This window comes from Photobacterium angustum, assembly GCF_003026365.1.
GTDB lineage: Bacteria > Pseudomonadota > Gammaproteobacteria > Enterobacterales > Vibrionaceae > Photobacterium > Photobacterium angustum.
Genome location: NZ_PYOM01000003.1, coordinates 308,789 through 332,445, shown reverse-complemented (window position 1 = coordinate 332,445; position 23,657 = coordinate 308,789). Strand labels below are relative to the sequence as shown.

The following is a 23,657-nucleotide window of genomic DNA, read 5'->3' as shown; positions in this document are numbered from 1 at the left end:
ATGCGACACTAGCTCAGCTGGTAGAGCGCAACCTTGCCAAGGTTGAGGTCACGAGTTCGAACCTCGTGTGTCGCTCCAAATTAAAGATTATGGCGAAAGCGGTAATCACAGATGGTGTCTAACCATCGCAAGAAATTGCGTGCCCTGGTGGTGGAATTGGTAGACACAAGGGATTTAAAATCCCTCGGCGTTCGCGCTGTGCCGGTTCAAGTCCGGCCCGGGGCACCATCTAATTGAGAAGTAAAAATGGCGCGTTGGCAGAGTGGCTATGCAGCGGATTGCAAATCCGTGGACCTCGGTTCGACTCCGGGACGCGCCTCCATTATCTAAGAATTTAAGCCCGAGTGGTGAAATTGGTATACACGACGGATTCAAAATCCGTTTCCTTCGGGAGTGACGGTTCAAGTCCGTCCTCGGGCACCAGTACAAACGATAAAGCCTCAGCTCACGCTGGGGCTTTGTTGTTTCTAGGCTAATCAAAAATTTAGTCCTGTTTTCTTCTGGTCAACGTTCTGTCTCATTTCATTAAAACCACTTCGTAAAACTTCCGTTCCTGCTCATATCTGGTCGTGTTGAAAATTCATAGCCGATTACTGTCCTGCAAATTCCAACATAATCTAGCGCTTTTTAGGACGTTTAAATGTCCATATCTTGTACGTCAAGAGATTATTTGGTGGTGATGTGGCTGATATAGGGTGACGCTACTTTAAAAAGCCGAACTAACATCGTTCTGAAATACGATAAGGTCATACTGAGAAATTAAATCATTTTGCAGAGAATAAGAATGAATTGATTTCAATACTTGTTAAAAATTCAAAGTGAGTGATAATGCGACAAAATTCCAAACTTTACTCTGTAATTAATTAATGTAGGTGCAATGAAGATACCCCCACGATTACAACCTCTTGTAGAGGATGGCCTTATTGATGATGTTTTATCTCAATTAATGAGTGGCAAAGAAGCTTCCGTATATGTTGTTCGCAGTGGTGGAAAGATCTGTTGCGCAAAAGTTTATAAAGAAATAGATCAACGTAGTTTTAAAAAAGCAGTCTCATATCGAGAAGGGCGAAAGGTACGTAATAGTCGTCGCGCACGAGCGATGGAAAAAGGTTCAAAGTTTGGCCGTGATGAGCAAGAAAAAGTGTGGCAGCAAGCAGAAGTTGACGCACTATCGTTATTAGCTAAAGCCGATATAAGGGCTCCTGTTCCTTATGGCTGTTTTGATGGCGTATTATTGATGGAGTTGATCACCGATGCAAATGGCAATGTTGCACCTCGACTCAACGATATCACGCTAACTAGAGATCAAGCACTACACCACCATGAGCTAATGATTAACTACGTTAAACGTATGCTATGCATCGGCCTTATTCATGGTGATTTATCAGAGTTCAATGTGTTAGTGGATGCCAATGGCCCTGTTATTATTGATTTACCTCAAGCAGTAGATGCTTCAGCAAATAATAACGCCAAATGGATGCTTGAGCGTGATGTTAAAAATATGGCTAACTATTATGGTCAATATGTACCTGAGTTGCTTGATACACAATACGCAAGAGAAATGTGGGCATTATTTGAAGCGGGTACATTAAAGCCAGAGACTGAACTAACGGGTATTTATACTGAAAGTGATGCCAATGCAGATATTGATAGCGTGATGGCGGAAATAAATGCTGTGATGGAAGAAGCTGCACTTCGTCGTGCGCGTATAGCAGAGCAAGAACAAGTAGACTAACGACTTGAAATATTTCTAACCTTTCAAATAAAGACGCTCGGATCATTCTTGGCGTCATTTATCTCTTTAAATTTATTACAGCCCTTTTTATCTATTGAACTTTATAAATATAGTCATACCAATGCAATATAATGCTATTTGTGATTTTAATATCAGGTAAATATAAACATTCTTGATTGTAAAAATAATATCCAATAAAAATAAAACATCTGCTATCAAAGTGATATTCGCCCCATATGTAAAAGAAATGCAATATACATGTATATATATGTGTGATCTATGAGGTATTTAGTTTTTCAAAAATTAACGATAATTCTGCCCTTAAATTTTCATATGTTGAATTGTTCAAGATCAGTGGTTGATCTTGTCAGTATTTCAGACTATTTGAAGTATCAATTAAGGAAAGATAATGAATCTAAAAACGTTAGCTGCTCTATGCGTATTTTCTTTTTCAACAAATACATTTGCTGATGTAGTCGTAAAAGATACAGACAAATTCCAAGATGTTGCTGTTAAGGTAGATGAGCTCACGTCGAAAGGAGAAAACCCCCTTATTGTTATCGATATTGATAATACGTTGTTAACGTCAACCTCTGATATTGGTGGTGATATATGGTACCAATGGCAAAGAGGAAAACTTGATGTAAAACCAACTAAGGACGAGAAAGTTCATTGTCTTTTTGAAGATTCAATCGGTATGCTGTACGAACTTATGCCTATGAAATCTATTGAACAGAAGGTACCTTCAACTGTTCGAGGTTGGCAAGATAAAGGGCTAACTGTCATTGCACTAACATCGCGCTCGCCAAATTACCGTTATGCTACTGAGAGAGAGATGTATCGTAACCACTATGATATGACTATCTCTCCTTTGAAAGAAAAAGGGGCAGATAAAACACCTGTTTATATTGATAAGCTAGATCGCCCTCTTAGCTATATCAATGGCATAATGATGACAACTGGTATGAATAAAGGCACGATGCTTAAATATATTCTTGATAAAACAAATCAAAAATATGATGAGATCATCTTTGTGGATGATAGTGAAAAGAATGTTGTTAATATGGAAAATGCTTACAAAGCTAATCCAGAAGTGGATATGACTATTTTCCACTATACCAAAGTAGAAGACGATCGTATTAAGGCCAATGGAACTGTATTGACTCAGAAGCAAGCGGATAAAATGGCAAGTGATTGGAAACAATTAAATGCTGTATTAAAGACAATTGCTCCAGCAAGATCAGGAGATACTTGCTTAGGTAAATAACCACTACTCTTATCCCTTTTTAAGCCGTAAAATTAGTTTTTTACGGCTTTTTTTATTAACGAATAAATTTAATTTAAGCTGTTAAGGTAATAAAAGGTACACAGGAAAAATGAAAGATACGTCAGTCATTATTGGATTGAGCAATCCTAAAAGCCCTACAAATGTTGGAGCGGTACTTAGAGCTGCTGGGTGTTATCAGGCGGATGCAGTTATATATACAGGAATTCGTTATGATAAAGCGGCAAAGTTTCAAACTGATACGAAACAAATGCTACAGACGATCCCCTTGACTGGTGTAGAGTCAATGCTTGATGATCTACCCGAAGATATGAAAGTTGTGTGTGTCGACTTTGCAGAAGGCGCAACATTACTTCCTCATTTTACGCATCCAGAAAAAGCGATTTACATCTTTGGCCCTGAAGATGGTTCAATTGCACAAGATATTGCAGATAAAGCCGATCATGTTGTTTATGTTCCTACTGTCGGGTGCATGAATTTAGCCGCTTCCGTCAATGTTGTGCTATATGATCGCCTAGCTAAGCAGGAGAATATCGTTCAAAGTGACGAGCATATTCGCCAAAATAGAGATAATAAAAATAATCTGCGTGTAACGGTTAAATAACGTATAGCAAAAATGAACACTTAATGGTATGCCCTATCTTGAGGGCTATCATTTAGCTTCTAGAGATTAACTATCACTTAACCCTCCCTTAAAAATATTTATATTTCTAACTATTAGTCTGCAGCGTATGCTTTTAAATTATTATATAAAAAGAAAGAAGCATGAATATTTGTATAGATAACAACCGACACTTACGTAAGTTTTTTCACCAACATGCTTGTTATGAAGAAGCGATTATGTGTGATTTTCGTGAACGATTACCGATCTTATTAACGTTACATAATGGTAAAATTAAATCTGTGCCTCACGCTTTTTTTTCTAAATTACGAGTTTTAGAATATAAGATTATTGTGAAATCAGATGTAGCATTTAGGGTCGCGTTTACAGTTAAGGATGAAGTGCTTACAGTGATTTTTATTAGTGAAGTACTCATTAAAGCACATTTTTGTAAGCTGATAGCGAAAACAGATTTACTTGATTAAGGGATTGCGATGTCAAAGTTACATATTTCTCAGGTTGAATCAGGTTGTGAACGTTTTTTAAAGTCGATGCAGATTGGTGATGCATTTGAAGTCCTGACCTTTAAAAAGGATCGTGGTTTTAAAGTATTGAAACAGTCATCAACAGATTATGTATTTAAGCAGTTTGGCTACATTGATCAGAATATTATATCTGAGTCTAGCACATTAAAAAAATACATTAAAAAAGCCATTAAAATAGAGTTTCCGCGAAGTAATATTGCATGGATTGAGCATTTCCATGGGGTAGATTCGATTGATGAATTAAGCAAAAACCAACAAACACAATACCATTTATTTTAGTTAGAAATATTGTTTTTTATTAATGGTGTAACAAAACATCACAGCAGTAGAAAAATTGCATTTGAGTATAAATTTTCTGATTTGTCTTAAATACCAACAGGCGATATAAATCGTTTTTTATTTCGATTGGAACGAATATGAATTACGACAAACTTATTGATGCTTTATTCACGCAAGGTTGGTTTGTCTGGGATGACTTTTTAGCTCAGGATGAGGTTAAAGCACTTAAAGCTTGTATTCCCGATGATTGGAGCCAAGCGGGTATTGGCCGAAACGATGAATACACCACCCAAAAATCTATTCGAAGTGATAAAATTCAATGGCTTTCGGCTGAGATGGGAGAGCCTGTTGCCAATTTTTTAAAACGAATGAACGAAATTCGTTTAGAGGTGAATCGTCACTTTTTCCTTGGCTTATTTGAATACGAAGCACATTTTGCTAAATACGAGCAAGGTGATTTCTATCAAAAGCATTTAGATTGTTTTCGTGGACAAGAAAATCGTAAATTAACAACGGTATTTTACCTTAATGATGATTGGCTACCAGAACATGGCGGTCGTCTAAAAATGTATGATTTAGATGATAATGAATTAGCAATATTAGATCCAAAAGCTGGTCGCTTAGTTGTATTCTTATCTGAAATGTTTCCTCATGAAGTACTGCCAGCAACACAACGTCGTTTTAGTATCGCGGGTTGGTTCCGTACTAACGGGGTAACTGGAAATCAATTAGATATTTCTCGTTAATTAATGATAAAAAGGAGCTGTGGCTCCTTTTTATATTTTCAATATGTAATATATTAGAATTAAATATTGAAATTTAAATTAAAATAGAAACTATTAATATTGAATGTATCTATGATTATAAATAGTAAGATATTTAAATCAGTAAGATGATATTTCTTTTAGGATAAAAGTCCTAAAGGCTAAATTTTTATAGAGCAAGTTTCATATGCTTATTTTTAAAAACACAATAAAACATAGGATTATTGTTTAAAAGCTAATACGTAATCTGATTTAAATCAAAGTAGGTTTAATAAATCTAGGCATCTATGTCTAGAAACTGTTTTTCAATAAAAGCATGCTGTATATTCAAACATCATACCTTTTAAACATACCAAATTCAGATCAGCTAGGTTAGAACATTTAATGGTTACTGGACTAAAAGCATTAAAACGAAACCAATATGGTAAAGATTTTATCAGTAATACCATGCAATCGGTATATGATGAATTAAAGCCAGATCATTTTTATATAGCCTATTTTAATAAAACTGGTACAAAAGCAACGTCATTAGCTTATTACGTTAATGGTAACAAAAAAGTCAGTAATATTAGCTATATGCTAGATGAGATACCATGCCGTAAAGTGTTAGAAAGTGGTGCAATATACTTATTGAGTTCTCAAGCACATCTTGTTTATCCTAAAGATAAATTACTGGTTGAGTATGGTTTTGAAGCGTATTTAGGTATTCCTATTTTTTCACAATATGATGATGTGATAGGAATTCTCGTTTGTTTGTTTGATCAACCTATAACTTTAGCACCTCTACAATTGGATTGGTGTGAGAGCATTGGTCAACAACTGGGTTCAGAGCTTCAGTATTTAGCATTGCTAGCAGAGCAAGAGTTATTGTTAAGTGAGATGGAATCATCTCAACGTGTGGCAAAGTTGGGTAATTGGCAATGGTATGTACAGACAAATACAATTACTTGGAGCCAAGAAGTATACCGTATATATGAAATTGAACATCAGCTCACACCTAATTTGAAATTAGTTCAAGAATACATTCATCCTGAAGATAGAGAGCGTGTTATCCACTTTATGGATAATATTATAAAGTCATCACATTCAAGCTATAATATAATATATCGTATATTATTGCCTAATGGTAAAGTTAAATATATCAGAAATGAATCGATAATATTTAAAGATGATAACGGAAATACTGTTCAAGTACGCGGTATTGTTCAAGATATAACTGAATTTTATCATTTATCATCAGAGCTATCGAAAACATCAAATAAATTACATGTTACTTATAATGCAATAATTGAGGGTGTGTGGGAATATCATTTTTCAAGTGATAAGAAAATAACATCACCTAAAATATGGGATTTATTAAAAGTCGATAGTGCTAAAGTTAATACTTTTCATGAGTGGATATACATTATTCATAAAGATGAAAGAAGAGCTGTAATTAATGCTTTTAAAAAAATTAAAGGTAATAATTGTCAGTCATTTAGTTTTGAATTTAGAAAAAATCCTTATTTAGTTGATAATAATTCAGCTGAGCGTTGGTTTAAATGTGAAGGGCGTGTTGTTGACGCTGATGCCTTTGGAAAAAATAAAAAAATAGCTGGAGTATTAACTGATATTACGGATTCGATATCAACTATTCAGCAGTTGAATTTAGCGAAAACTGTTTTTGATAATACTTCTGAATGTATTATTATCACTGATAGCTGCAATAATATTGTTACGGTAAATAAGTCATTTGAAGAAGTGACTGGGTATATAAAAGATGACGTGGTTGGTAAAAACCCAAGTATATTATCGTCTGGTATGCATGATAAATCATTTTATGAAAACATGTGGCACAGTGTGGAAACTACAGGCCAATGGAAAGGGCAGTTATATAATCGCCGTAAAAATGGTCATGTATTTCCTGAAGAAATGTCAATAAATAAGATCGAAGATGATAACCACGAAGTCGTTAACTATGTTGGTGTTTTTCATGATGTTAGCGTACGTCAACAAACAGAAAGACAACTGCGTTTTTATGCGAATAATGATGCGTTAACTACGCTGATGAATCGTCGTCGCTTTAGTGAAATGGTAGAAAAAGAGCTCGTATTTGTTAATGACAACAAAGCAGACGTTAGTTGTTACAAGGAGTTTTCGATTCTATTTATTGATCTTGATGACTTTAAAGCAATAAATGATTTATATGGTCACGATGTTGGCGACAAACTTCTAAAATATATTGCTGAAACGTTATTAAAACATTGTAATGATGACAGTTTAGTCTGTCGATATGGTGGTGATGAATTTGCTATTTTACTCAAAGGCCACTCATCTTCTGAAGCTAAAAAATATGCTGAAGATTTAATAGGCGTATTGCTTCGACCGATTTATATCGACACGATTAAATTGGATATTACAATCAGTATTGGTATTTCAACATATCCAGAAAGTGGTTTGACACATCTAGATTTATTAAAAAATGCTGATTATGCAATGTATGAACAAAAGCGTAATGGACGCAATGGTATTTCTATTTATGATGGGAAATTACAAGCGGAATATCTACGTCAATTAAGGTTGAAAGATCGTCTAATTAAAGCTATATCAGAATATAAAATACAAGTTTATTATCAGCCAATTATTGATATTGAAACAGGTAAAGTATGTAAGTTTGAAGCTCTTACGCGTTGGTTTGATGAAGAAGAAGGATATATCTCACCAGTCATTTTTATTGAGATGGCAGAGAAATATGGCCTGATTGGTGATCTGGGTAAAATAGTTTTTGATAAAGCGTGTTGTGATCTTGCAGATATGCGTCAGCAGGGGTTTACTGATATTTGTATATCTATAAATCGTTCTGTTCGTGAATTCTCAAACTGTGATCAAAAATATATCTACGATATTATTGAACGATATAACTTACCGTTTGATAAAATCATGATTGAAATAACCGAATCAGCAGCATTAGATGAAGGTAATAATATTTTAGAATTATTATCTGAATTTTCTCAAAAAGGGATATCTATTGCGATTGATGATTTTGGCACAGGTTATTCATCAATGTCAGCTATTATCGCCAATAAACCAAATGTCATTAAAATTGATAGAAGTTTCATTATTGATATAGAACATAGTGTTGAAAGCCAAATTTTAATTTCTCTTGTTATGGATATGAGCCGAAAGCTAAACTTAGATGTTGTTGCTGAAGGCGTTGAATCTGAAGCTCAAGTCCGTATTTTATCTAAAATGGGCTGCCATTATATACAAGGTTTCTATTTTAGCCCTGCTGTTGAAATTGAACAGGCAATGAGATTACTTGAACAGAATGAAGTTTGTACGATTCCTGCGTATGTTTAACCACCAAGCTACATGGATAATCATAGTCGTGCTATAAAGTAAGAGTTATTCTTATTTTTCAGGTAGTACATGCAAACGATTTTTTTTGATTTTGATGGGACACTCGTTGACTCTGAACGCTTTCATGCTGTGAATTGGAGTCAGTATTTAGCTAACCATGGCGTAGAATTGAGTACTGATACCTTCATGTCTCAGTACGCTGGTGTTACTTGGCCTCAGATCGCAGAGCACTTTATCTCTCAATATAATATACCGGTAACGGAAATGGTAATGATTGAAGAGATGGAAGCATTAACAGAGACGATGATCATTGAAAAAGGCATACCACCGATGCCTGGCGTCGATGAATTGCTAAAAACCTTATCGGGTAAAGTCCCGATGGCTGTCGTTACAGGAGCTCCAAAAGATTACGTGCAAGGTGTTTTGGCGCAACATGGCTGGCTCTCACTCTTTGAGCATGTATTTAGTGGTTATGAAGTGGCGAGTAATAAACCTGCGCCAGATGTATATTTACAAGCCTGTAAAACAATGAATGTTCTGCCTGAAAACGCGGTTGCAGTAGAAGATAGCCGTACTGGGTTAATGTCAGCACTGAGTGCTAATATTCATGCGGTTTTTGTAAATAGTCATAATATGAAGTTACCCGCTCACGCTCAGCATTCGTTTACATCAATGAAAGAGGCAACACCTGCCTTGTTATCATTGCTTAAGGTTAATGATTAAACATATTGTGTAGCTTAATGGTCTAGGTTAGCTATTACCTAACGAGTTAAGCTAGAATATGTCCAAATTTTAGATAGGCTAGTATAAAGAATGGAAAACGAAGATATCATGACAGGCGATATGCTTGTTGAGACGGTTGAAAATCAACTTGCTGACGGTGAGCCGTTAGTTGTTAAAGAAACGCTGATGCGTCTTGTGATGACTGGTACACCACGAGATGAAGCAATTCAAATGATGGCGTGTGCATTATCCATTGAAGTTTTCGATGTTATGAAAAACGACGGTAAATTTGATCTCAAGCGTTATAGCGAAAACTTAGCAGCGCTTCCTGAGATGCCTTGGGAAGACGATATCTAGTCATTAACTAAATGAACCGCATTTTCTTTTGTTGAGATTTTTAATTAAAGCCAATAAAAAGGGATGCGGTTTTATTTCGATAATAATAAGTCTTATGCATTCAGCTCATTTGATTTATGTAATGTTGCTAAACGAGATAACATTGTTAATGAGTTTTTGTGTTCTTCTTCTGTCGCTGCGGCACATGCATCTGAAATGATATGTACTTGATAATCTCGGTCGTGAGCATCTCTTACTGCAGACTGAATCGCCCACGTAGTACTTACTCCACATAAATAAATATCAGTGATATTGTTTGCGCTTAATACGCTATCCAATTGGGTGTTATGAAATGGATTAACACGTGGCTTACAGATCACCAGATCATTTTTATCAATGGCGAGATCTTGATGAAATTGTGTACCCCAATCATTGAGATTTAATGCACCAATTGTATCTACTTTACCGAAAATAGGGGAGTGTCGAGGAAGATCGATATAATTACTTTGAAAGCCAACTTTGACAAAAATACAGGGAATGTCGTTTTCACGAGCCCATGAGATTGCACGGTTAGCATGTTCAATCGTACTGTTAACTATGACTTGTTGAGCACAACTAGGAATCTTACCTTGGGAGTCAACAATATCATTTATGAAATCAATAATAATCAGTGACCGTTTCATAATTACCTCGCTAAATAAAACTATTATAGTGATAGTAAATGAATCCAAGATTAATAATTGATTGAGTTATAAAGATAAATTTAAAGCAGTAATAATCAGGCAAAAAAAACTGCTAGCATTTAACTTTTTAAGCTAAATACTAACAGTATTCTAATTTTAGATTTTATTAAGCGTAAGCAAAAATAACACTACCGCCTTTGATAGTATCAATAATTTTCTTTGCAATTGCTTCAGGTAGTGCTGGACAGCCCCAGCTTCGACCTAAATAACCATTACGTTTAATAAATTTTTCAGAAACATATTTTGCACCATGAATAACGATATAGCGTTTTAGTGCATTGTCATTTTTACCACGAGTTAAACCATTTAGTTTAAGAGAATAACCATTTCCACCGATATAAGTCGATTCGGTTAAAAATGTACCCAGTGATGTCTTGTGAGAATTTACTTTATTAGAAAACTCATCGGCCTTAAGCAGACCGCTATTCATTCCATGTGATACGTATGTTTTGTAAAGTAATTTGTTTCTTTTCAAATCAATTACATAAAATCTTTTTTGTGTTGATGGTTTACTATAATCAATGATTGTTAGTAACGACTTTTTTTTGCCTTTGGTTTTGTTATACGCAATGAAAGCTTGTTTAAATACGTCGTAGTTAATTTTGTTTTTCAAATGTGCTTTTTGGTAAACATAATCTACAACGATATCAGTATTCTTTCTTTCAGTGTGGAGAGCTTGTGCTGAGGTTTGAAATGACAAAGAACACATGATCAGAATTATTAGACATATCGTTTTTTTCATTGAGTCAGTACTACCATCGAACAACGCTTACGGGGAAGTGTGGAGGGTTGAACTTTAGCATAAAAATAACGAATTAATAGGTAGTGGGAATGTAAGGCCATACCTATCCAGGATAGGTTAAGCAGCATTTGTTTTATAAATAGCAAAACTTAAATATTAAATAACAGTGTGTTATAAAAAAGAACAGCATTTAATTATATTTATAGAGATCAGTTTTATCTGGAATGTGTAATTTTCAAATTTAGGCGTTGAACGATTGCTAAGTAACTGTTTTAAAAAACTAAAATTAAAAATCGTTTTCGCCAAGATAAAAATAATAGTTTTTTTAGAAAAAATTAATTTTCGTGCGAAAAATAACCATGTAAACGATTGTATCTGTGTAAATGCCTATTTTTCTAGATTTTAGCGAATAAAAAAAGCAGGTAGCGAACTACCTGCTTTTAGGGCTTTAATAAGAGGTTGATTTAGATATTACAAACCTTAGTCCAGCTACCGTCACTTCCAGGTACTGATGATGTCCACCAGTTAGCTTTGTACACTGCACCATCATGGATGATTTCATCGCCGCTACCAGCATGAGTTGGTGTACCTTGCCAATCAGTCTGAGGCCAGTTAGGGTAAGTCGTTAGTCCATCTGAATCACAGCTGCCATTATTACCACCCGAATCGCCGCCACCGTTATTACCACCACCGGCATTTAAATCACCGATAGGTAGGCTTGGTTGCTCAAACTTAAACGCATACTCATTACCATCAACATTCACTGAGTAGTTAGCAGGACCTGAGATTGGTAGGTAGTAAATAAAGTCTAACTCGTAGCTTTCACCTGCTGGTAGTGTTTTCCACTTAGGCAGAGTAAAGGCAACACGGTGCATTGTTCCGTCTAGGCCACCAATGTTATCACCACGAGTATGACCAGATGAGATGACTTTCAGGCCACCACCAGATTGATCTTTCGCGTTATCTGGTGCAGATACTGGAATATCAAACTGGAATTCAGTTCCACCTGGTAAATCAGTACCTGTGTTATTGGTAAAGGTTACAGTTGGGTTGATAGGGTAGTTTTGGTCACCAACTTTGAAGCCGCTAACGTTAACTGCAATATCAATTGCTTGAGTTGGGATTGCACCTGTTGCGATTGTATTACCGTATGGAGTTGCTGACTTAAACTTATCGTAGATAGCTTTCGTCATCGCATTACCCATGTGGTACTCACCGTTACCAGAAGCACATGCCTTTTCAGTTGCGTCAATAGTGTTAGTACGCTTACCGTTTGCATCGAATAAGTAACAGTTATAGTCGCCAGCAAGCTCCCAGAACATGATACCACCGATTTCTTTATCGATTACGTAGTCAGCTTTCACGCTAACCGATGCTTTATCTTCTGTAGAGATAAATACGCTTTTCTCTGCATTCCATAGCCATGGTGCAACAGCGATATCATCATAATTACGGGTATACGAACCAACAAGTTTATCTTGTGGATCATTAACAGGATCTAAGCCATAAGCGGCTGTGTAAGAACCAAAGATACCTTGCTCAAGGTTTTTCGCGTGCCACATTGGGTTAGAGCCGGCACCCATTTCTTTACCATCTGGATCAAGATCGTGCCACATGTTGTCGATACCGATAGCACCGTAGCCACAGTTGTTCTTCTCGCCTTCACCTGTACCTGCCTGACACTCAGACTGGTTAGGTAGTGCTGCACGACCCCATAGACCGTTATCGCCACCTTTAACATCTTGCCAACCACGGGTGTAGTATGGAACACCGATATTGATACGACCAGCAGGCATTGAACCACGGAAGTAGTGGTAAGCCCAGTCAGTATTAAGGTAACCAATACCACCGTATGCTGCAGTGCCGTATACGTTCCACTGTGCTAATTCTGAATCTTTACCGGTATCAAATAGCGCAGCATTATGACCAACGTGGTCGTTCCAAGCACCGTGTAAGTCGTAAGACATGATGTTTACATAATCTAAGTATTTCGTTACATCAAATGTTTCCATACCACGTAGTAGGTAACCAGATGATGGTGCAGCAATCGTAAGCATGTAGTGAATGCCATCTTCTGCAGAAGCAACATCCAGTTTTTCACGAAGTACTTTCATTAGTTCTTGGTAAGAAGCCCATAGGTATGGACGACGCGGTTCCATGAACTCTTTATCGTATGGATTACCTGCACCCGCCATAGACGTTGGGTATTCGTAATCAATATCTAGACCATCGAACTTGTACTTACGTAGCATTTCAACAGCAGATGTGGCGAATTTCTCAATGCCAGCATGGTTAATAGAACCATCAGCATTTGTTGTCATAGTGTAGAAGCCACCATCAGCTGCACGGCCACCATCTGTGCCAAAGTGACCACCTGTTTCAGCCCAGCCACCGATGGAGATTAATGTTTTAACATCGTGTTTCGCTTTTGCTGTTGCAAGTGCACCGAAGTGACCTTTAAAGCCAAGTGCTGGATCGATTTCAACACCATCCCATTCCATACCTACAGCGGCATTACTTGGATCTGATGTGTCACCGATATTAACTTTACCGTCTTCACCAATACTCACGAATGCGTAGTTAATGTGAGTTAACTGTTCCCATGGAATATCGTTAACTAAGTAGCTGCTTTGAGGATCATCGCCTGCACGCCAGCTAGTAAAGTAACCAATAACACGACGAGGGTGATCAGCACCCATCATTTCACGGCCATCTTCATCATAGATTGAACAGTAAGGCACATTTACGCCTTCAGTTTGGTATAAACCGTCAGGACGACAACCATTTGATACAACAGCGCCATTAACTGCAACAGAGCTTACGGCTGAATCAGATGTTTTGTTTTGGTCATCAGTTGCACGAGCAAAGATTTTTGCATTGCCTGCTTGAACCGTTGTGTATTCAAGAGCATAAGGGGCTGTAGCTGCGGTGCCAACCAGTGCGCCATTTACGTAGAAATCAACTTTTTCTACCGTACCATCAGTATCTGCTGCGTCAGCAGTAATAGTAACAACTTCACCTAACTCAACACTTGTCGCTGAAACAGCAACCGAAACGGTAGGCGCTTCGTTAACTGGTCCTTCAGGTGCGACATCAACGCTAACACTTGCTTGGCTACTTGCTGCATTTTTATCATCGTAAGCCATCGCTGAAAGGCTATGTACGCCTTCTGTTGCTGTCCATGAAAACTCGTATGGTGCTGTTGTTGTTGAACCAACAACTTGCCCGTCGACTAGGAAGTCAACCTTAGTAATAGTACCGTCAGTGTCGGTTGCATTTGCTTTGATTAGAACAGTTTCACCTGTTGTAATAGCAGTTGTCGCTGTTGGCGCAGTAATACTTGCTGTAGGTGCCGCATTTTCCACTGGATCAATTGGTGGGTCGATAGGTGGCTCGCCACCAGAACAAAGATCGAGTTGAACCCATTGTGAATACGGACCGTTGTTGTCTTTCGGTGAGTTATTCTGTGTCCAGTAATTAGCTTTATAAGCAACACCTGCCTGTTGGACTTGAGCGCCGCCAGTATAAACGCTATCACTTTTCCATTCTGTAAGGTCAGTACAATCAACAGCAGCTTGCGCGTTGAATGCAAATAAGCATGACATAGTTAGAGTACTAAGAGTGAAAATCCCTTTCCTCATCGTTCCATGTTTACCATTATCCATTAGGTATCCTTTTAGTTTCAGTAAAATAAGCAACACTCAGTTTGTCCGTTATTCTTGTATGAATCTTTTTGAGTGCCGTAAAAAAACTATAATGCTGACAGCTAAATTTGCACGATGCGATGTATTGATCTTCAGACATGCTCTCGGAAAGATGTAAATAAAATGTAAATAAAAATGCTTTTATTGAATTAGAAGCAAGTCTTCAACAGTATTTAGGGCTTTAATGTGGTCGGATGAGTGGTGGGTAAGTGCTTTTTTTGCGCAGTGATTTTATAATGCAATATGTAGGATAGCTACAAGTTGTAAGCTATCCTATTGATTAGGTTTAATTTTATAAATTACTTATTTGTTAATAGCTGATTTGAATTGTTCTTGTGTAGCTTTGTCTGCTTTTTTGTACCAGTAATTAAGCATCTTGGTTACGTAGGCTTGATCGACTTCTCCACTTTTTTCGACAGCAATTTGTTGTACTTGAGGTACAGAAACTGAAATAGCAGTGGCTAGAGCAGCCGGTGCGTTGCTTAAATTATACTTAGCGATTTCTTGCTGAAAATCTCGTCCAATTTGAACACCATTTTTGATTAATACGTCTTGCTTAATGGCGATATTATTCTTTTGCTTGTCTGTTATCACAACATTTGGTTGCTTGTTAAATGTTCTAGCTTCATATTGGCTATGAATTTTAGGCAGGTTTAATGTGTAATTTGCATCTGTACCATCGAAAGTGACGATTACAACTTCAGATTTGAATAGGTGAGTATCGCCGTTTTCACGGTAGTTAGTTTCGTAGCGAAAAGCGATTTGGTTATCACCATCTTTCAATGAAAGCGGGCCGTTGCCTTCTGCTTTTGATCCATTAACAAGCACAAGATCAGCTGAGTCGGGTAGAGTAAGTGAAACGTTAGCAAAAGATGAGAAGCTCACACCACAGACGGCTAGAGTTAAAAGTGCTGTACGAAGTTTCATGTTAATTCCTTGTATTTGTCGATAGCAAAATACGCTATTGGTATTTTCATATTGTATTCTTTTATTAATACCAATGACAAATAATGTCTGTTTGTAATTAAGCATATAGACAGATAAAAAATAAAAAGCCCAATGAATTATGTTCATTGGGCTTTCGTTAAATTAGGTATTAATTAGTGCTAATTTGGTGATTACTTAACGTAACACGCGAATCCTTTTAGGTAGAAACCTTCTGGATAGGCACTATCTAATGGATGATCAGCCGCTTGGCTAAAGCGCTCAATAAATTGAACATCACGTTTAGCATCAAGTGCAGCATCGGCAATGATTTTTTGGAATAAACCGTTATCCATCAAACCAGAGCAAGAGTAGGTGAGCAGTGTACCACCAGGTTTAAGAATCTGCATTGCTAACATATTGATGTCTTTGTAACCACGGCATGCTCCAACAAGCTGAGATTTAGATTCAGCAAACTTTGGTGGATCCATGATAACAACATCAAATAGCTCGCCACGATCACGGTACTCACGTAGCAGTTTAAAGACATCAGCATTTAAGAATTGAGCATTTTCAACAGGAAAGCCGTTGTCTTGTGCATTTTGTAATGCAGTATCCAGCGCGTGCTGAGACACATCAACGTTAACCACTTCTTTAGCGCCGCCTTTCAGTGCATAAAGACCGAAACCACCGGTGTAGCAGAAACAGTTAAGGACACGTTTGCCGTTAACGTATTTAACCGAAGCTTCACGGCTGTCACGTTGGTCAAGGTAGAAACCTGTTTTATGGCCACCAACGATATCAACGTTAATTTTAACGCCGTTTTCTTCAATCATTACAAATTTAGGTGGCTCTTCACCATGAAGAACGCCTGTACGTTGTTTCAAGCCTTCTTTTTTACGAACAGAAACATCAGAACGTTCGTAGATGCTGCAGTCTGGGTAGCAGTGTTGAAGTGCTTCAATCAGTACATCACGTTGTGCTTCAGCACCAGCACTGAGTAACTGACAAACTAAAAAGTTTTGGTAGCGGTCAATCGTAATGCCCGGTAGGCCATCAGATTCTGCTGCAATTAAACGATAACCAGTTAAACCATCACGCGCAGCTAAAATATCACGCAAACCTTGTGCTTGGTTTAGACGTTTAATAAAGAAGTTAACGTCGATATTTTCGTTTTTCTCAAAACTCCATACGCGAACGCGAATTTGTGATTGTGGTGAATAAGCGCCTTTTGCTAACCATTCGCCTTTGTTGTCGTAAATATCGACGGTTTCGCCTAAGCCTGGTTTACCTTCAATGCGATCAATACCGCGAGAGAAAACCCAAGGGTGGCGACGACGTAGTGATTTTTCGCGGCCTTTTACCAAATAAATAGAAGCTGTCATGAACATGCCCAGTATGGAATTCGAGTGGGGGCGTATTATCTTTCGCTAGGCATATAAAATCAAATGAAAAAGCCGCTATCTTATCGGATACAAACAAGATAGCGGCATAAAAGGGGATTTAAGAAATGGAACTGGTTATGAAGCTTTTAAACCACTCATTAACTGTTCAAGGGTTTGTGCTTGCTGGCTCAGTTGTTCAATCTCATTACTAGATTCACTGATCATCTGTGCTATCTGGCTGGATTGGGTACGAACCTGTTCAACGCTGCTTGCGATATTTTCAGCAACAGCACCTTGTTGTTCTGCAGCCGCTGCTATCTCAGAACTACGATCAGAGATCCCTTGGTTACGTTCGTTAATTTGGCCAATTTCGCTATCAACAGAATCCATTAATTGTTCACTGTTAATGGCGTTATCAACGGTGTTTTTCATAACTGCAATTAGCTGTTGGCTATTTTGTTGTAGTGACTCAATCATTTGCTGAATTTCAACAGTAGCACTTTGGGTGCGCCCAGCAAGGGTACGTACTTCATCTGCAACCACGGCAAAACCACGCCCTTGCTCACCCGCACGTGCAGCTTCAATTGCTGCGTTTAGTGCAAGCAGGTTAGTTTGCTCTGAAATACCATTAATGGTTGTGACAACGTCATCAATTTTTGCCGCATTGCTATCTAACGCAGATACTGCTTGAGCGGCGGAATTAATTTCATTAGAAAGAATTGAAATGGCATTTTTTGTCTCACTTACTTTTACACGACCATTTTCACTCACCGATTGTGCTTCTTGAGTTTGCAGTGATGTTTCGTGGGCGTGGGTAGCAACTTCACGAATTGAGCTTGCCATTTCTTCAGTCGCACTTGCGAGTGAATCTAAATGACTTTGTTGAGATTGTGATAAATCACCACTGTTATCACTGCGACGATGTAAATCCACACTTATTTGTTGCATAAGCGCTACAGCTTGTTGTGTTGCGAGTACTAACTGTTGTTCACGTTCTGCGACTTTATCAATTGTGATAGCAATCAGGCTAAATTCATCTCGAACAGGAAAGAAATTTAATCGGTTCGTTAGATCGCCGTCGGCTAAACTTTGTAGTGCTTTTTGCATATTAAACATCGCACCGCCAATGAAGGTCATGATGTAGTACACAGAAGCAAGAATAATAACGAGTAGAATACCAGTTATAACTAATTGTGTTGTTGATAAATAATCAAATAATCCAGTCTGTGTGACAGCTTGTAAACTATAATTTTGGCCACTCACTAATACAGAATCTGATGATGAATTTGTCACTTTTATTGCGCTATTTTGCAGTAAAATTGCAGCATCCGTAGAAGAGATATTTTGTTGTTGGAAGATGTTAGCGGTCAGTTTTAGTTGTTGCTGTGTTATTTCTAAGCGTTGTTGAGAGGCGGCATCAACTAAAATAGCACTAACAAAGATAATAGCGGCAAACGGAAGAAGAAAAAGTAAGTAAAATTTTTCTGTAATTTTTAAATGTATAAGGTATTTATCGATCCATCGAAAAGCGACTTCTTTCATACTTACATCCTAATTAGCATAGATAAGTGGTTGCGAGATAACATTGGTGGTGGAACTATATATACATCGGCAAAATTACTTAGAACTTGAGGTGATGAATGTCACAGTTATGTATAAGAGCGAATGTTACAGGCCGTGTGCAAGGGGTGGGCTTTCGTTTTCACACCGCTCATGAAGGGTTGAAATACAGTTTAAAAGGTTATGCGAAAAACCTACCTGATGGCAGTGTGGAAATTTTAGCTTGTGGTGAAAAAGAAAATATAGATGCGTTATTACTTTGGTTAGGGAGTGGGGTAAAGCTCGCTGATGTTAAGTCAATAACAACGGAAGAGTTGGAATGGCGGCATGTTGATGGATTTACGATTAAGTAGCAATGTTGTCAATAACAGAGGGTCACAAGATACCAAGTAAACGCGTACCCTGTGACCACAGAGGATTAGTAACAGTAGTGAATTAAATACATTTTACTGGTTTCGGTAACCCTGCTAATTTTGTTGCTTGTTTTGCTGGCCCTTTAGGGAATAGGCGATAAAGATAACGAGAATTTCCTTTTTCTTCGCCGTATTTTTTCGCCATTGCTTTAACCAACATACGGACAGCCGGTGATGTATTAAATTCTAAATAAAATTCGCGTACAAAATGGATCACTTCCCAGTGCGCAGCAGAAAGATCAATTTCTTCTTCTTCTGCAAGTAAAGGGACAAGTTCTTCACACCAGTCACTAACATTTTTCAGATAGCCTTGTGCATCTGTTTCGATTTCTTTTTTATTAAATTCAAGCATGGTGAGCCTCGGTATTCATTACGGCTCAAAGCATAGTGAGTGTGGTACGGTGCTGCAAGTAAAACTGTTCACTATGTTCATGTATTTGACTATTTCTGATATAAAAATGCCCGCAAGATAGCGGGCATTTAGCATTAGAATAGCGGTTGATATTAGTTATTATCGCTGTTGATAACACCAAGAATTTGCAGCAAACTTAGGAACAGGTTGTAGATTGATACGTACAACGTTACTGTTGCTGAAATGTAATTTGTTTCACCACCACGTACAATTGACTGTGTAGTCAGTAAGATTGCAGCTGATGAGAACAGAACAAACATACCGCTAATAGCAAGTGACAGCATTGGCATCTTCAAGAAGATATTAGCAACCACTGCAACAAGAATTGCGATAAAGCCTGCCATTAACATACCGTTTAAGAACGATAGGTCACGTTTAGTTGTTAGTGCGTAAGCTGAACAGCCAAGGAAAGTTACCGCTGTACCACCTAGGGCTGTCATTACAACATCCCCCATACCCGCGCCAACATACATGTTTAGAATTGGACCTAAGGTATAACCCATAAATCCAGTCAGTGCGAAGACGAAAACTAAACCTAAGCTACTATCACGGTTACGTTCAGTTAAGAAAATTAAACCATAGAAACCTACAAGTAATACAATCCAGTGTACTGGCGGTACATTCATTGCCATCGCTACACCTGCAATACCTGCAGAAAATAACAAAGTTAACGAAAGTAGGAAGTAGGTGTTACGTAAAACCTTGTTGGTAGATAGTAAGCCTTCGTAACCACCGTCACGATTAACTATACGATCGTTCATAAAAATCCCCTTAGGGTAGTTATATTGAGACTATTAATTTATATATGAGGCTAAATTACCATAAAAGCAAGTTTAACTAAGCACTCAACATCAAAATATTTGTACTGAAGCACGTTATCATCACTTAGCTCGTATATTACTTAACCGTAGCGATGAAAGTCAGATTAATGTGTAAGTAAATGTTTCAAAGTAACGATGATCTGTAGTACTAATCAATTGTTTTCTTTGAAACATTCAAATTATACGAATTAATGTAATATTTGGCTTAAGAACAGTTGAGTACGATCAGATTTTGGATTATCAAAGAAGTCATGAGGATTATTTTCTTCAATGATTTCACCTTGATCCATGAATATAACCCGATCAGCGACTTGTCGTGCAAAACCCATTTCGTGAGTCACACAAAGCATCGTCATGCCTTCATTTGCTAACTCGACCATTACATCAAGCACTTCTCTAACCATTTCAGGATCGAGTGCTGATGTAGGCTCATCAAAAAGCATAACTTGCGGGTTCATACAAAGTGAGCGAGCGATAGCAACACGTTGTTGCTGGCCACCAGAAAGTTGTCCTGGGAATTTATTTGCTTGATCGGTAATTTGAACACGCTCAAGGTACTTCATCGCTAAAGCTTCTGCTTCTTTCTTTGGCATTTTCTTTACCCAAATAGGAGCAAGGGTACAATTTTCTAATACCGTTAGATGAGGGAAGAGGTTGAAGTGCTGGAAACACATGCCGACTTCCTTTCGTACCAACTCGATATTTTTCAAATCATCAGTTAGCTCTGTACCACCAACAATAATTTGTCCTTTTTGGTGTTCTTCTAGGCTGTTAATACATCTGATCATGGTTGATTTACCTGATCCTGAAGGACCACAAATTACGATCTTCTCGCCTTTCTTTACTTGCAAGTTAATATTTTTCAGGACATGGAATTGACCATACCATTTATTCACATCAGTTAGCTGGATCATAAGATCAGAGCTTGTGTTATCCGTATTAGGTTTTGAAGTACTACTCGTCATAATGCTGTCCTTGCTAACGTTTGTGCCCAGTGTGTAGTTTGTTTTCTAAATAAATACTGTAACGCGACATCCCAAAACAGAAGATCCAGAAGACTAGTGCAACGAATACATAGCTCTCGGTTGCAAAGCCTAACCATTCAGGATCGGTCGTCGCTGCTTGTCCAATACCAAGCACATCAAACATACCGATGATGAGAACAAGGCTGGTATCTTTAAACAAGCCAATAAAAGTATTCACAATCGATGGGATAGTAATTTTCAGCGCTTGTGGCAGTACAATGAGGTACATCTTTTTCCAATAGGTGAGCCCAAGTGCGTCAGCTGCTTCATATTGTCCTTTAGGGATCGCTTGTAAGCCACCTCGTATTACCTCTGCCATGTAAGCGGCACTGAACATCACAACACCCATTAAGGCGCGGATCAATTTATTGGTTTCCATTTCTGATGATAGAAATAGTGGCAACATCACTGATGCCATAAAGAGTACGGTGATGAGTGGTACTCCCCGCCATAACTCAATGTATACCGTACAAATACTACGGATAATTGGCATTTCAGAGCGTCGACCTAAGGCTAATACGACACCGATAGGAAGTGAGACGACAATACCAACAATGGCAATGATTAAGGTAATTAATAATCCACCCCAAAGGTGAGTTTCTACAATAGGTAGGCCAAATACGCCACCGTAAAGTAAGAAACCTGCGATAAATGGGTAGATGTTAACGAAGAACAACCAAATCCAACCACGGTACGGTGTTTTTTCGTAGGCCAACAAGCCAATGAAAATAGCTAATGTGGCGTAGAATAATTGTGGTCGCCATAACTCTTCTGTTGGATAGAAGCCATACATAAACTGATCAAAGCGTACGTTGATAAATGTCCAGCAAGCACCGCTGCTGGTACAGGCATCACGGCTGACGCCAGACCAATCAGCATTAATAAATGCCCAATCAATGGTGTACCAGATCCCAAGTACAGCAAAATAGCCCAGTAGAAGAGTTGCAATACTGTTAGTAATTGATGAAAACAAGTTCGTTCGTAGCCAACCAATTATACCAACAGTGTTTGCTGGTGGAGGCAAGTCTGGTAGAAATTCATGCTTCTTCATCGTGTTACCTCTCTACCAATGCAACTTTTTTGTTATAGATATTCATCAATAACGAAGTTAATAAACTGAGTGTTAAGTACACCGCCATAGTCATAGCAATGATTTCAATCGCTTGTCCTGTTTGGTTTAGGGTTGTGCCAGCAAAGACTGATACAAGATCTGGATAACCAATTGCCATCGCAAGCGATGAGTTTTTAGTGAGGTTTAAGTATTGGCTCGTGAGTGGGGGAATAATGATACGTAGTGCTTGCGGCACCACTACAAGACGTAACGTTTTACTTTTGGATAAACCCAATGCTTCGGCTGCTTCTGTTTGCCCATGGCTAACCGCGTTGATACCAGATCGTACAATTTCTGCGATAAAAGAAGCTGTGTAAATACTTAATGCCAGTAACAAGGCTGCCAGCTCTGGCAAGATGGTGATACCACCTTTGAAATTAAAGCCTTTGAGCTCTGGATATTCTAGTGTGATAGGCATGCCTGTGACGAAAAATGCGACCAAAGGTAAACCTAAAACAAGTCCAGCAACAGTGTATAAAACTGGCAGTTGTTGTCCTGTTTGTTGTTGTTTCGTTTTAGCGTAACGATAGAAAATAATCGATAACATCACCGCAATAGCTAAACACCAGCCGATAATTTCTGAGCCCGAACCGTAGATAGGACTTGGGATCGATAATCCACGAACATTAAGAAAGATGGCTTCACCCAAACTGACACTTTGTCGTGGCGAAGGTAGTGCTTGTAGTACCGCAAAATACCAAAAAAAGATTTGCAGTAAGAGTGGGATATTACGAAATACTTCAATATAAACAGCGGCTAAACGGCTGATTAACCAATTTGAAGATAGACGAGCTATGCCCATGATAAAGCCGATGATTGTTGCAAGGATAATACCCAATACCGCGACTAACGCAGTATTTAATAATCCAACAACAAAAGTTCGCCCATAAGTGTAAGTTTCGTCGTAATCAATCAGTGTTAAACCAATACCAAATCCCGCTTCTTGGCTAAGAAAATCAAAGCCTGTCGAGATACCTCGTGACTCTAAATTGGTAAGGGCATTATTTACGATTGAGTAAAAAAAGAAGACTAGCCCAATAACAGCGATAAGTTGAAAAATAACAGCCCTAAAAGTAGGGTTATAAAAAATATTCTGTTTGGACTTTGGATTAGATACATCCGATGTATGTGGTGTAGGAGCCATACAACAACCTCAGTTCCTATTGAGATGTAAAAGTAGGGACCCGTTACCGAATCCCTATATAGTGCT

21 protein-coding genes and 4 tRNA genes are annotated in these 23,657 nt (G+C 38.0%); 14 read left to right on the top strand and 11 right to left on the bottom strand.

The window, feature by feature from the left end; translation table 11 throughout:
* Positions 1-2: 2 nt before the first annotated feature.
* From CTN01_RS05005 to CTN01_RS04945, 13 genes are all read left to right on the top strand, one after another.
* Positions 3-78: transfer RNA gene (locus tag CTN01_RS05005), tRNA-Gly, on the top strand.
* Positions 79-141: 63 nt separating this feature from the next.
* Positions 142-228 (top strand) — tRNA-Leu (locus CTN01_RS05000).
* A 20-nt stretch (positions 229-248) separates the two neighbouring features.
* Positions 249-322: transfer RNA gene (locus CTN01_RS04995), tRNA-Cys, on the top strand.
* 16 nt (positions 323-338) lie between these two features.
* Positions 339-423: transfer RNA gene (locus CTN01_RS04990), tRNA-Leu, on the top strand.
* 454 nt (positions 424-877) lie between these two features.
* Positions 878-1,735 carry a PA4780 family RIO1-like protein kinase gene (locus CTN01_RS04985; protein ID WP_045148667.1) on the top strand — a complete coding sequence of 286 codons (858 nt, stop codon included), beginning with the start codon at positions 878-880 and terminating at the stop codon, positions 1,733-1,735.
* Between the two features lie 409 nt (positions 1,736-2,144).
* Complete coding sequence (locus tag CTN01_RS04980; RefSeq protein WP_045148665.1) at positions 2,145-3,002, top strand: DUF2608 domain-containing protein; 858 nt, start codon at positions 2,145-2,147, stop codon at positions 3,000-3,002.
* A 109-nt stretch (positions 3,003-3,111) separates the two neighbouring features.
* Positions 3,112-3,624 (top strand): RNA methyltransferase, encoded by a 513-nt coding sequence (locus CTN01_RS04975; RefSeq protein WP_045148663.1) that lies wholly within the window; start codon positions 3,112-3,114, stop codon positions 3,622-3,624.
* Positions 3,625-3,785: 161 nt separating this feature from the next.
* Positions 3,786-4,106 (top strand): hypothetical protein, encoded by a 321-nt coding sequence (locus tag CTN01_RS04970; protein ID WP_045130836.1) that lies wholly within the window; start codon positions 3,786-3,788, stop codon positions 4,104-4,106.
* Between the two features lie 9 nt (positions 4,107-4,115).
* The gene (locus CTN01_RS04965; RefSeq protein ID WP_045133066.1) at positions 4,116-4,445 is read left to right on the top strand and encodes a hypothetical protein; all 330 of its coding nucleotides are present in this window, start codon (positions 4,116-4,118) and stop codon (positions 4,443-4,445) included.
* A 137-nt stretch (positions 4,446-4,582) separates the two neighbouring features.
* Positions 4,583-5,191, top strand: a complete 609-nt coding sequence (locus CTN01_RS04960) for a 2OG-Fe(II) oxygenase (RefSeq protein ID WP_045083484.1) — start codon at positions 4,583-4,585, stop codon at positions 5,189-5,191.
* Between the two features lie 402 nt (positions 5,192-5,593).
* Entirely contained in the window at positions 5,594-8,548 is a 2,955-nt protein-coding gene (locus CTN01_RS04955; RefSeq protein WP_052666604.1) for a bifunctional diguanylate cyclase/phosphodiesterase, read from the top strand.
* A 69-nt stretch (positions 8,549-8,617) separates the two neighbouring features.
* Positions 8,618-9,271, top strand: a complete 654-nt coding sequence (locus CTN01_RS04950; protein WP_045148661.1) for an HAD family hydrolase — start codon at positions 8,618-8,620, stop codon at positions 9,269-9,271.
* Between the two features lie 90 nt (positions 9,272-9,361).
* A complete protein-coding gene (locus CTN01_RS04945) occupies positions 9,362-9,628 on the top strand; it encodes a hypothetical protein (RefSeq protein WP_005368348.1) in 267 nt (88 codons plus the stop codon).
* Between the two features lie 92 nt (positions 9,629-9,720).
* On the opposite strand, the gene CTN01_RS04940 is transcribed toward CTN01_RS04945, so the two are convergent.
* The 6 genes from CTN01_RS04940 to CTN01_RS04915 form a co-directional block, all read right to left on the bottom strand.
* Positions 9,721-10,290 carry a cysteine hydrolase family protein gene (locus CTN01_RS04940; RefSeq protein WP_045148660.1) on the bottom strand — a complete coding sequence of 190 codons (570 nt, stop codon included), beginning with the start codon at positions 10,288-10,290 and terminating at the stop codon, positions 9,721-9,723.
* A 166-nt stretch (positions 10,291-10,456) separates the two neighbouring features.
* A complete protein-coding gene (locus CTN01_RS04935; protein ID WP_181318105.1) occupies positions 10,457-11,092 on the bottom strand; it encodes a murein L,D-transpeptidase catalytic domain family protein in 636 nt (211 codons plus the stop codon).
* Positions 11,093-11,556: 464 nt separating this feature from the next.
* Positions 11,557-14,757 (bottom strand): chitinase C-terminal domain-containing protein, encoded by a 3,201-nt coding sequence (locus tag CTN01_RS04930; RefSeq protein WP_045148658.1) that lies wholly within the window; start codon positions 14,755-14,757, stop codon positions 11,557-11,559.
* 342 nt (positions 14,758-15,099) lie between these two features.
* Positions 15,100-15,723: a YccT family protein gene (locus CTN01_RS04925; RefSeq protein ID WP_005368344.1), complete on the bottom strand. Its 624-nt coding sequence runs from the start codon at positions 15,721-15,723 to the stop codon at positions 15,100-15,102.
* A gap of 191 nt (positions 15,724-15,914) precedes the next feature.
* On the bottom strand, positions 15,915-17,105 hold the full coding sequence (locus CTN01_RS04920; protein ID WP_005368343.1) for a class I SAM-dependent methyltransferase: 1,191 nt from the start codon (positions 17,103-17,105) through the stop codon (positions 15,915-15,917).
* A 135-nt stretch (positions 17,106-17,240) separates the two neighbouring features.
* The gene (locus CTN01_RS04915) at positions 17,241-18,647 is read right to left on the bottom strand and encodes a methyl-accepting chemotaxis protein (protein ID WP_045148656.1); all 1,407 of its coding nucleotides are present in this window, start codon (positions 18,645-18,647) and stop codon (positions 17,241-17,243) included.
* A gap of 98 nt (positions 18,648-18,745) precedes the next feature.
* Between CTN01_RS04915 and yccX the strand changes: the two genes are divergently transcribed.
* Positions 18,746-19,018 (top strand): acylphosphatase, encoded by a 273-nt coding sequence (gene yccX / locus CTN01_RS04910; protein ID WP_045128266.1) that lies wholly within the window; start codon positions 18,746-18,748, stop codon positions 19,016-19,018.
* Positions 19,019-19,100: 82 nt separating this feature from the next.
* Here yccX and tusE read toward each other — a convergent pair whose 3' ends face one another.
* From tusE to CTN01_RS04885, 5 genes are all read right to left on the bottom strand, one after another.
* On the bottom strand, positions 19,101-19,430 hold the full coding sequence (gene tusE / locus CTN01_RS04905; protein ID WP_045148655.1) for a sulfurtransferase TusE: 330 nt from the start codon (positions 19,428-19,430) through the stop codon (positions 19,101-19,103).
* Positions 19,431-19,582: 152 nt separating this feature from the next.
* A complete protein-coding gene (locus tag CTN01_RS04900) occupies positions 19,583-20,251 on the bottom strand; it encodes a Bax inhibitor-1/YccA family protein (protein ID WP_005368338.1) in 669 nt (222 codons plus the stop codon).
* Between the two features lie 248 nt (positions 20,252-20,499).
* Entirely contained in the window at positions 20,500-21,276 is a 777-nt protein-coding gene (locus tag CTN01_RS04895) for an amino acid ABC transporter ATP-binding protein (RefSeq protein ID WP_369917481.1), read from the bottom strand.
* 13 nt (positions 21,277-21,289) lie between these two features.
* Complete coding sequence (locus CTN01_RS04890; protein WP_045128265.1) at positions 21,290-22,387, bottom strand: amino acid ABC transporter permease; 1,098 nt, start codon at positions 22,385-22,387, stop codon at positions 21,290-21,292.
* 4 nt (positions 22,388-22,391) lie between these two features.
* On the bottom strand, positions 22,392-23,591 hold the full coding sequence (locus tag CTN01_RS04885) for an amino acid ABC transporter permease (protein WP_045128264.1): 1,200 nt from the start codon (positions 23,589-23,591) through the stop codon (positions 22,392-22,394).
* Between the last annotated feature and the right edge of the window lie 66 nt (positions 23,592-23,657).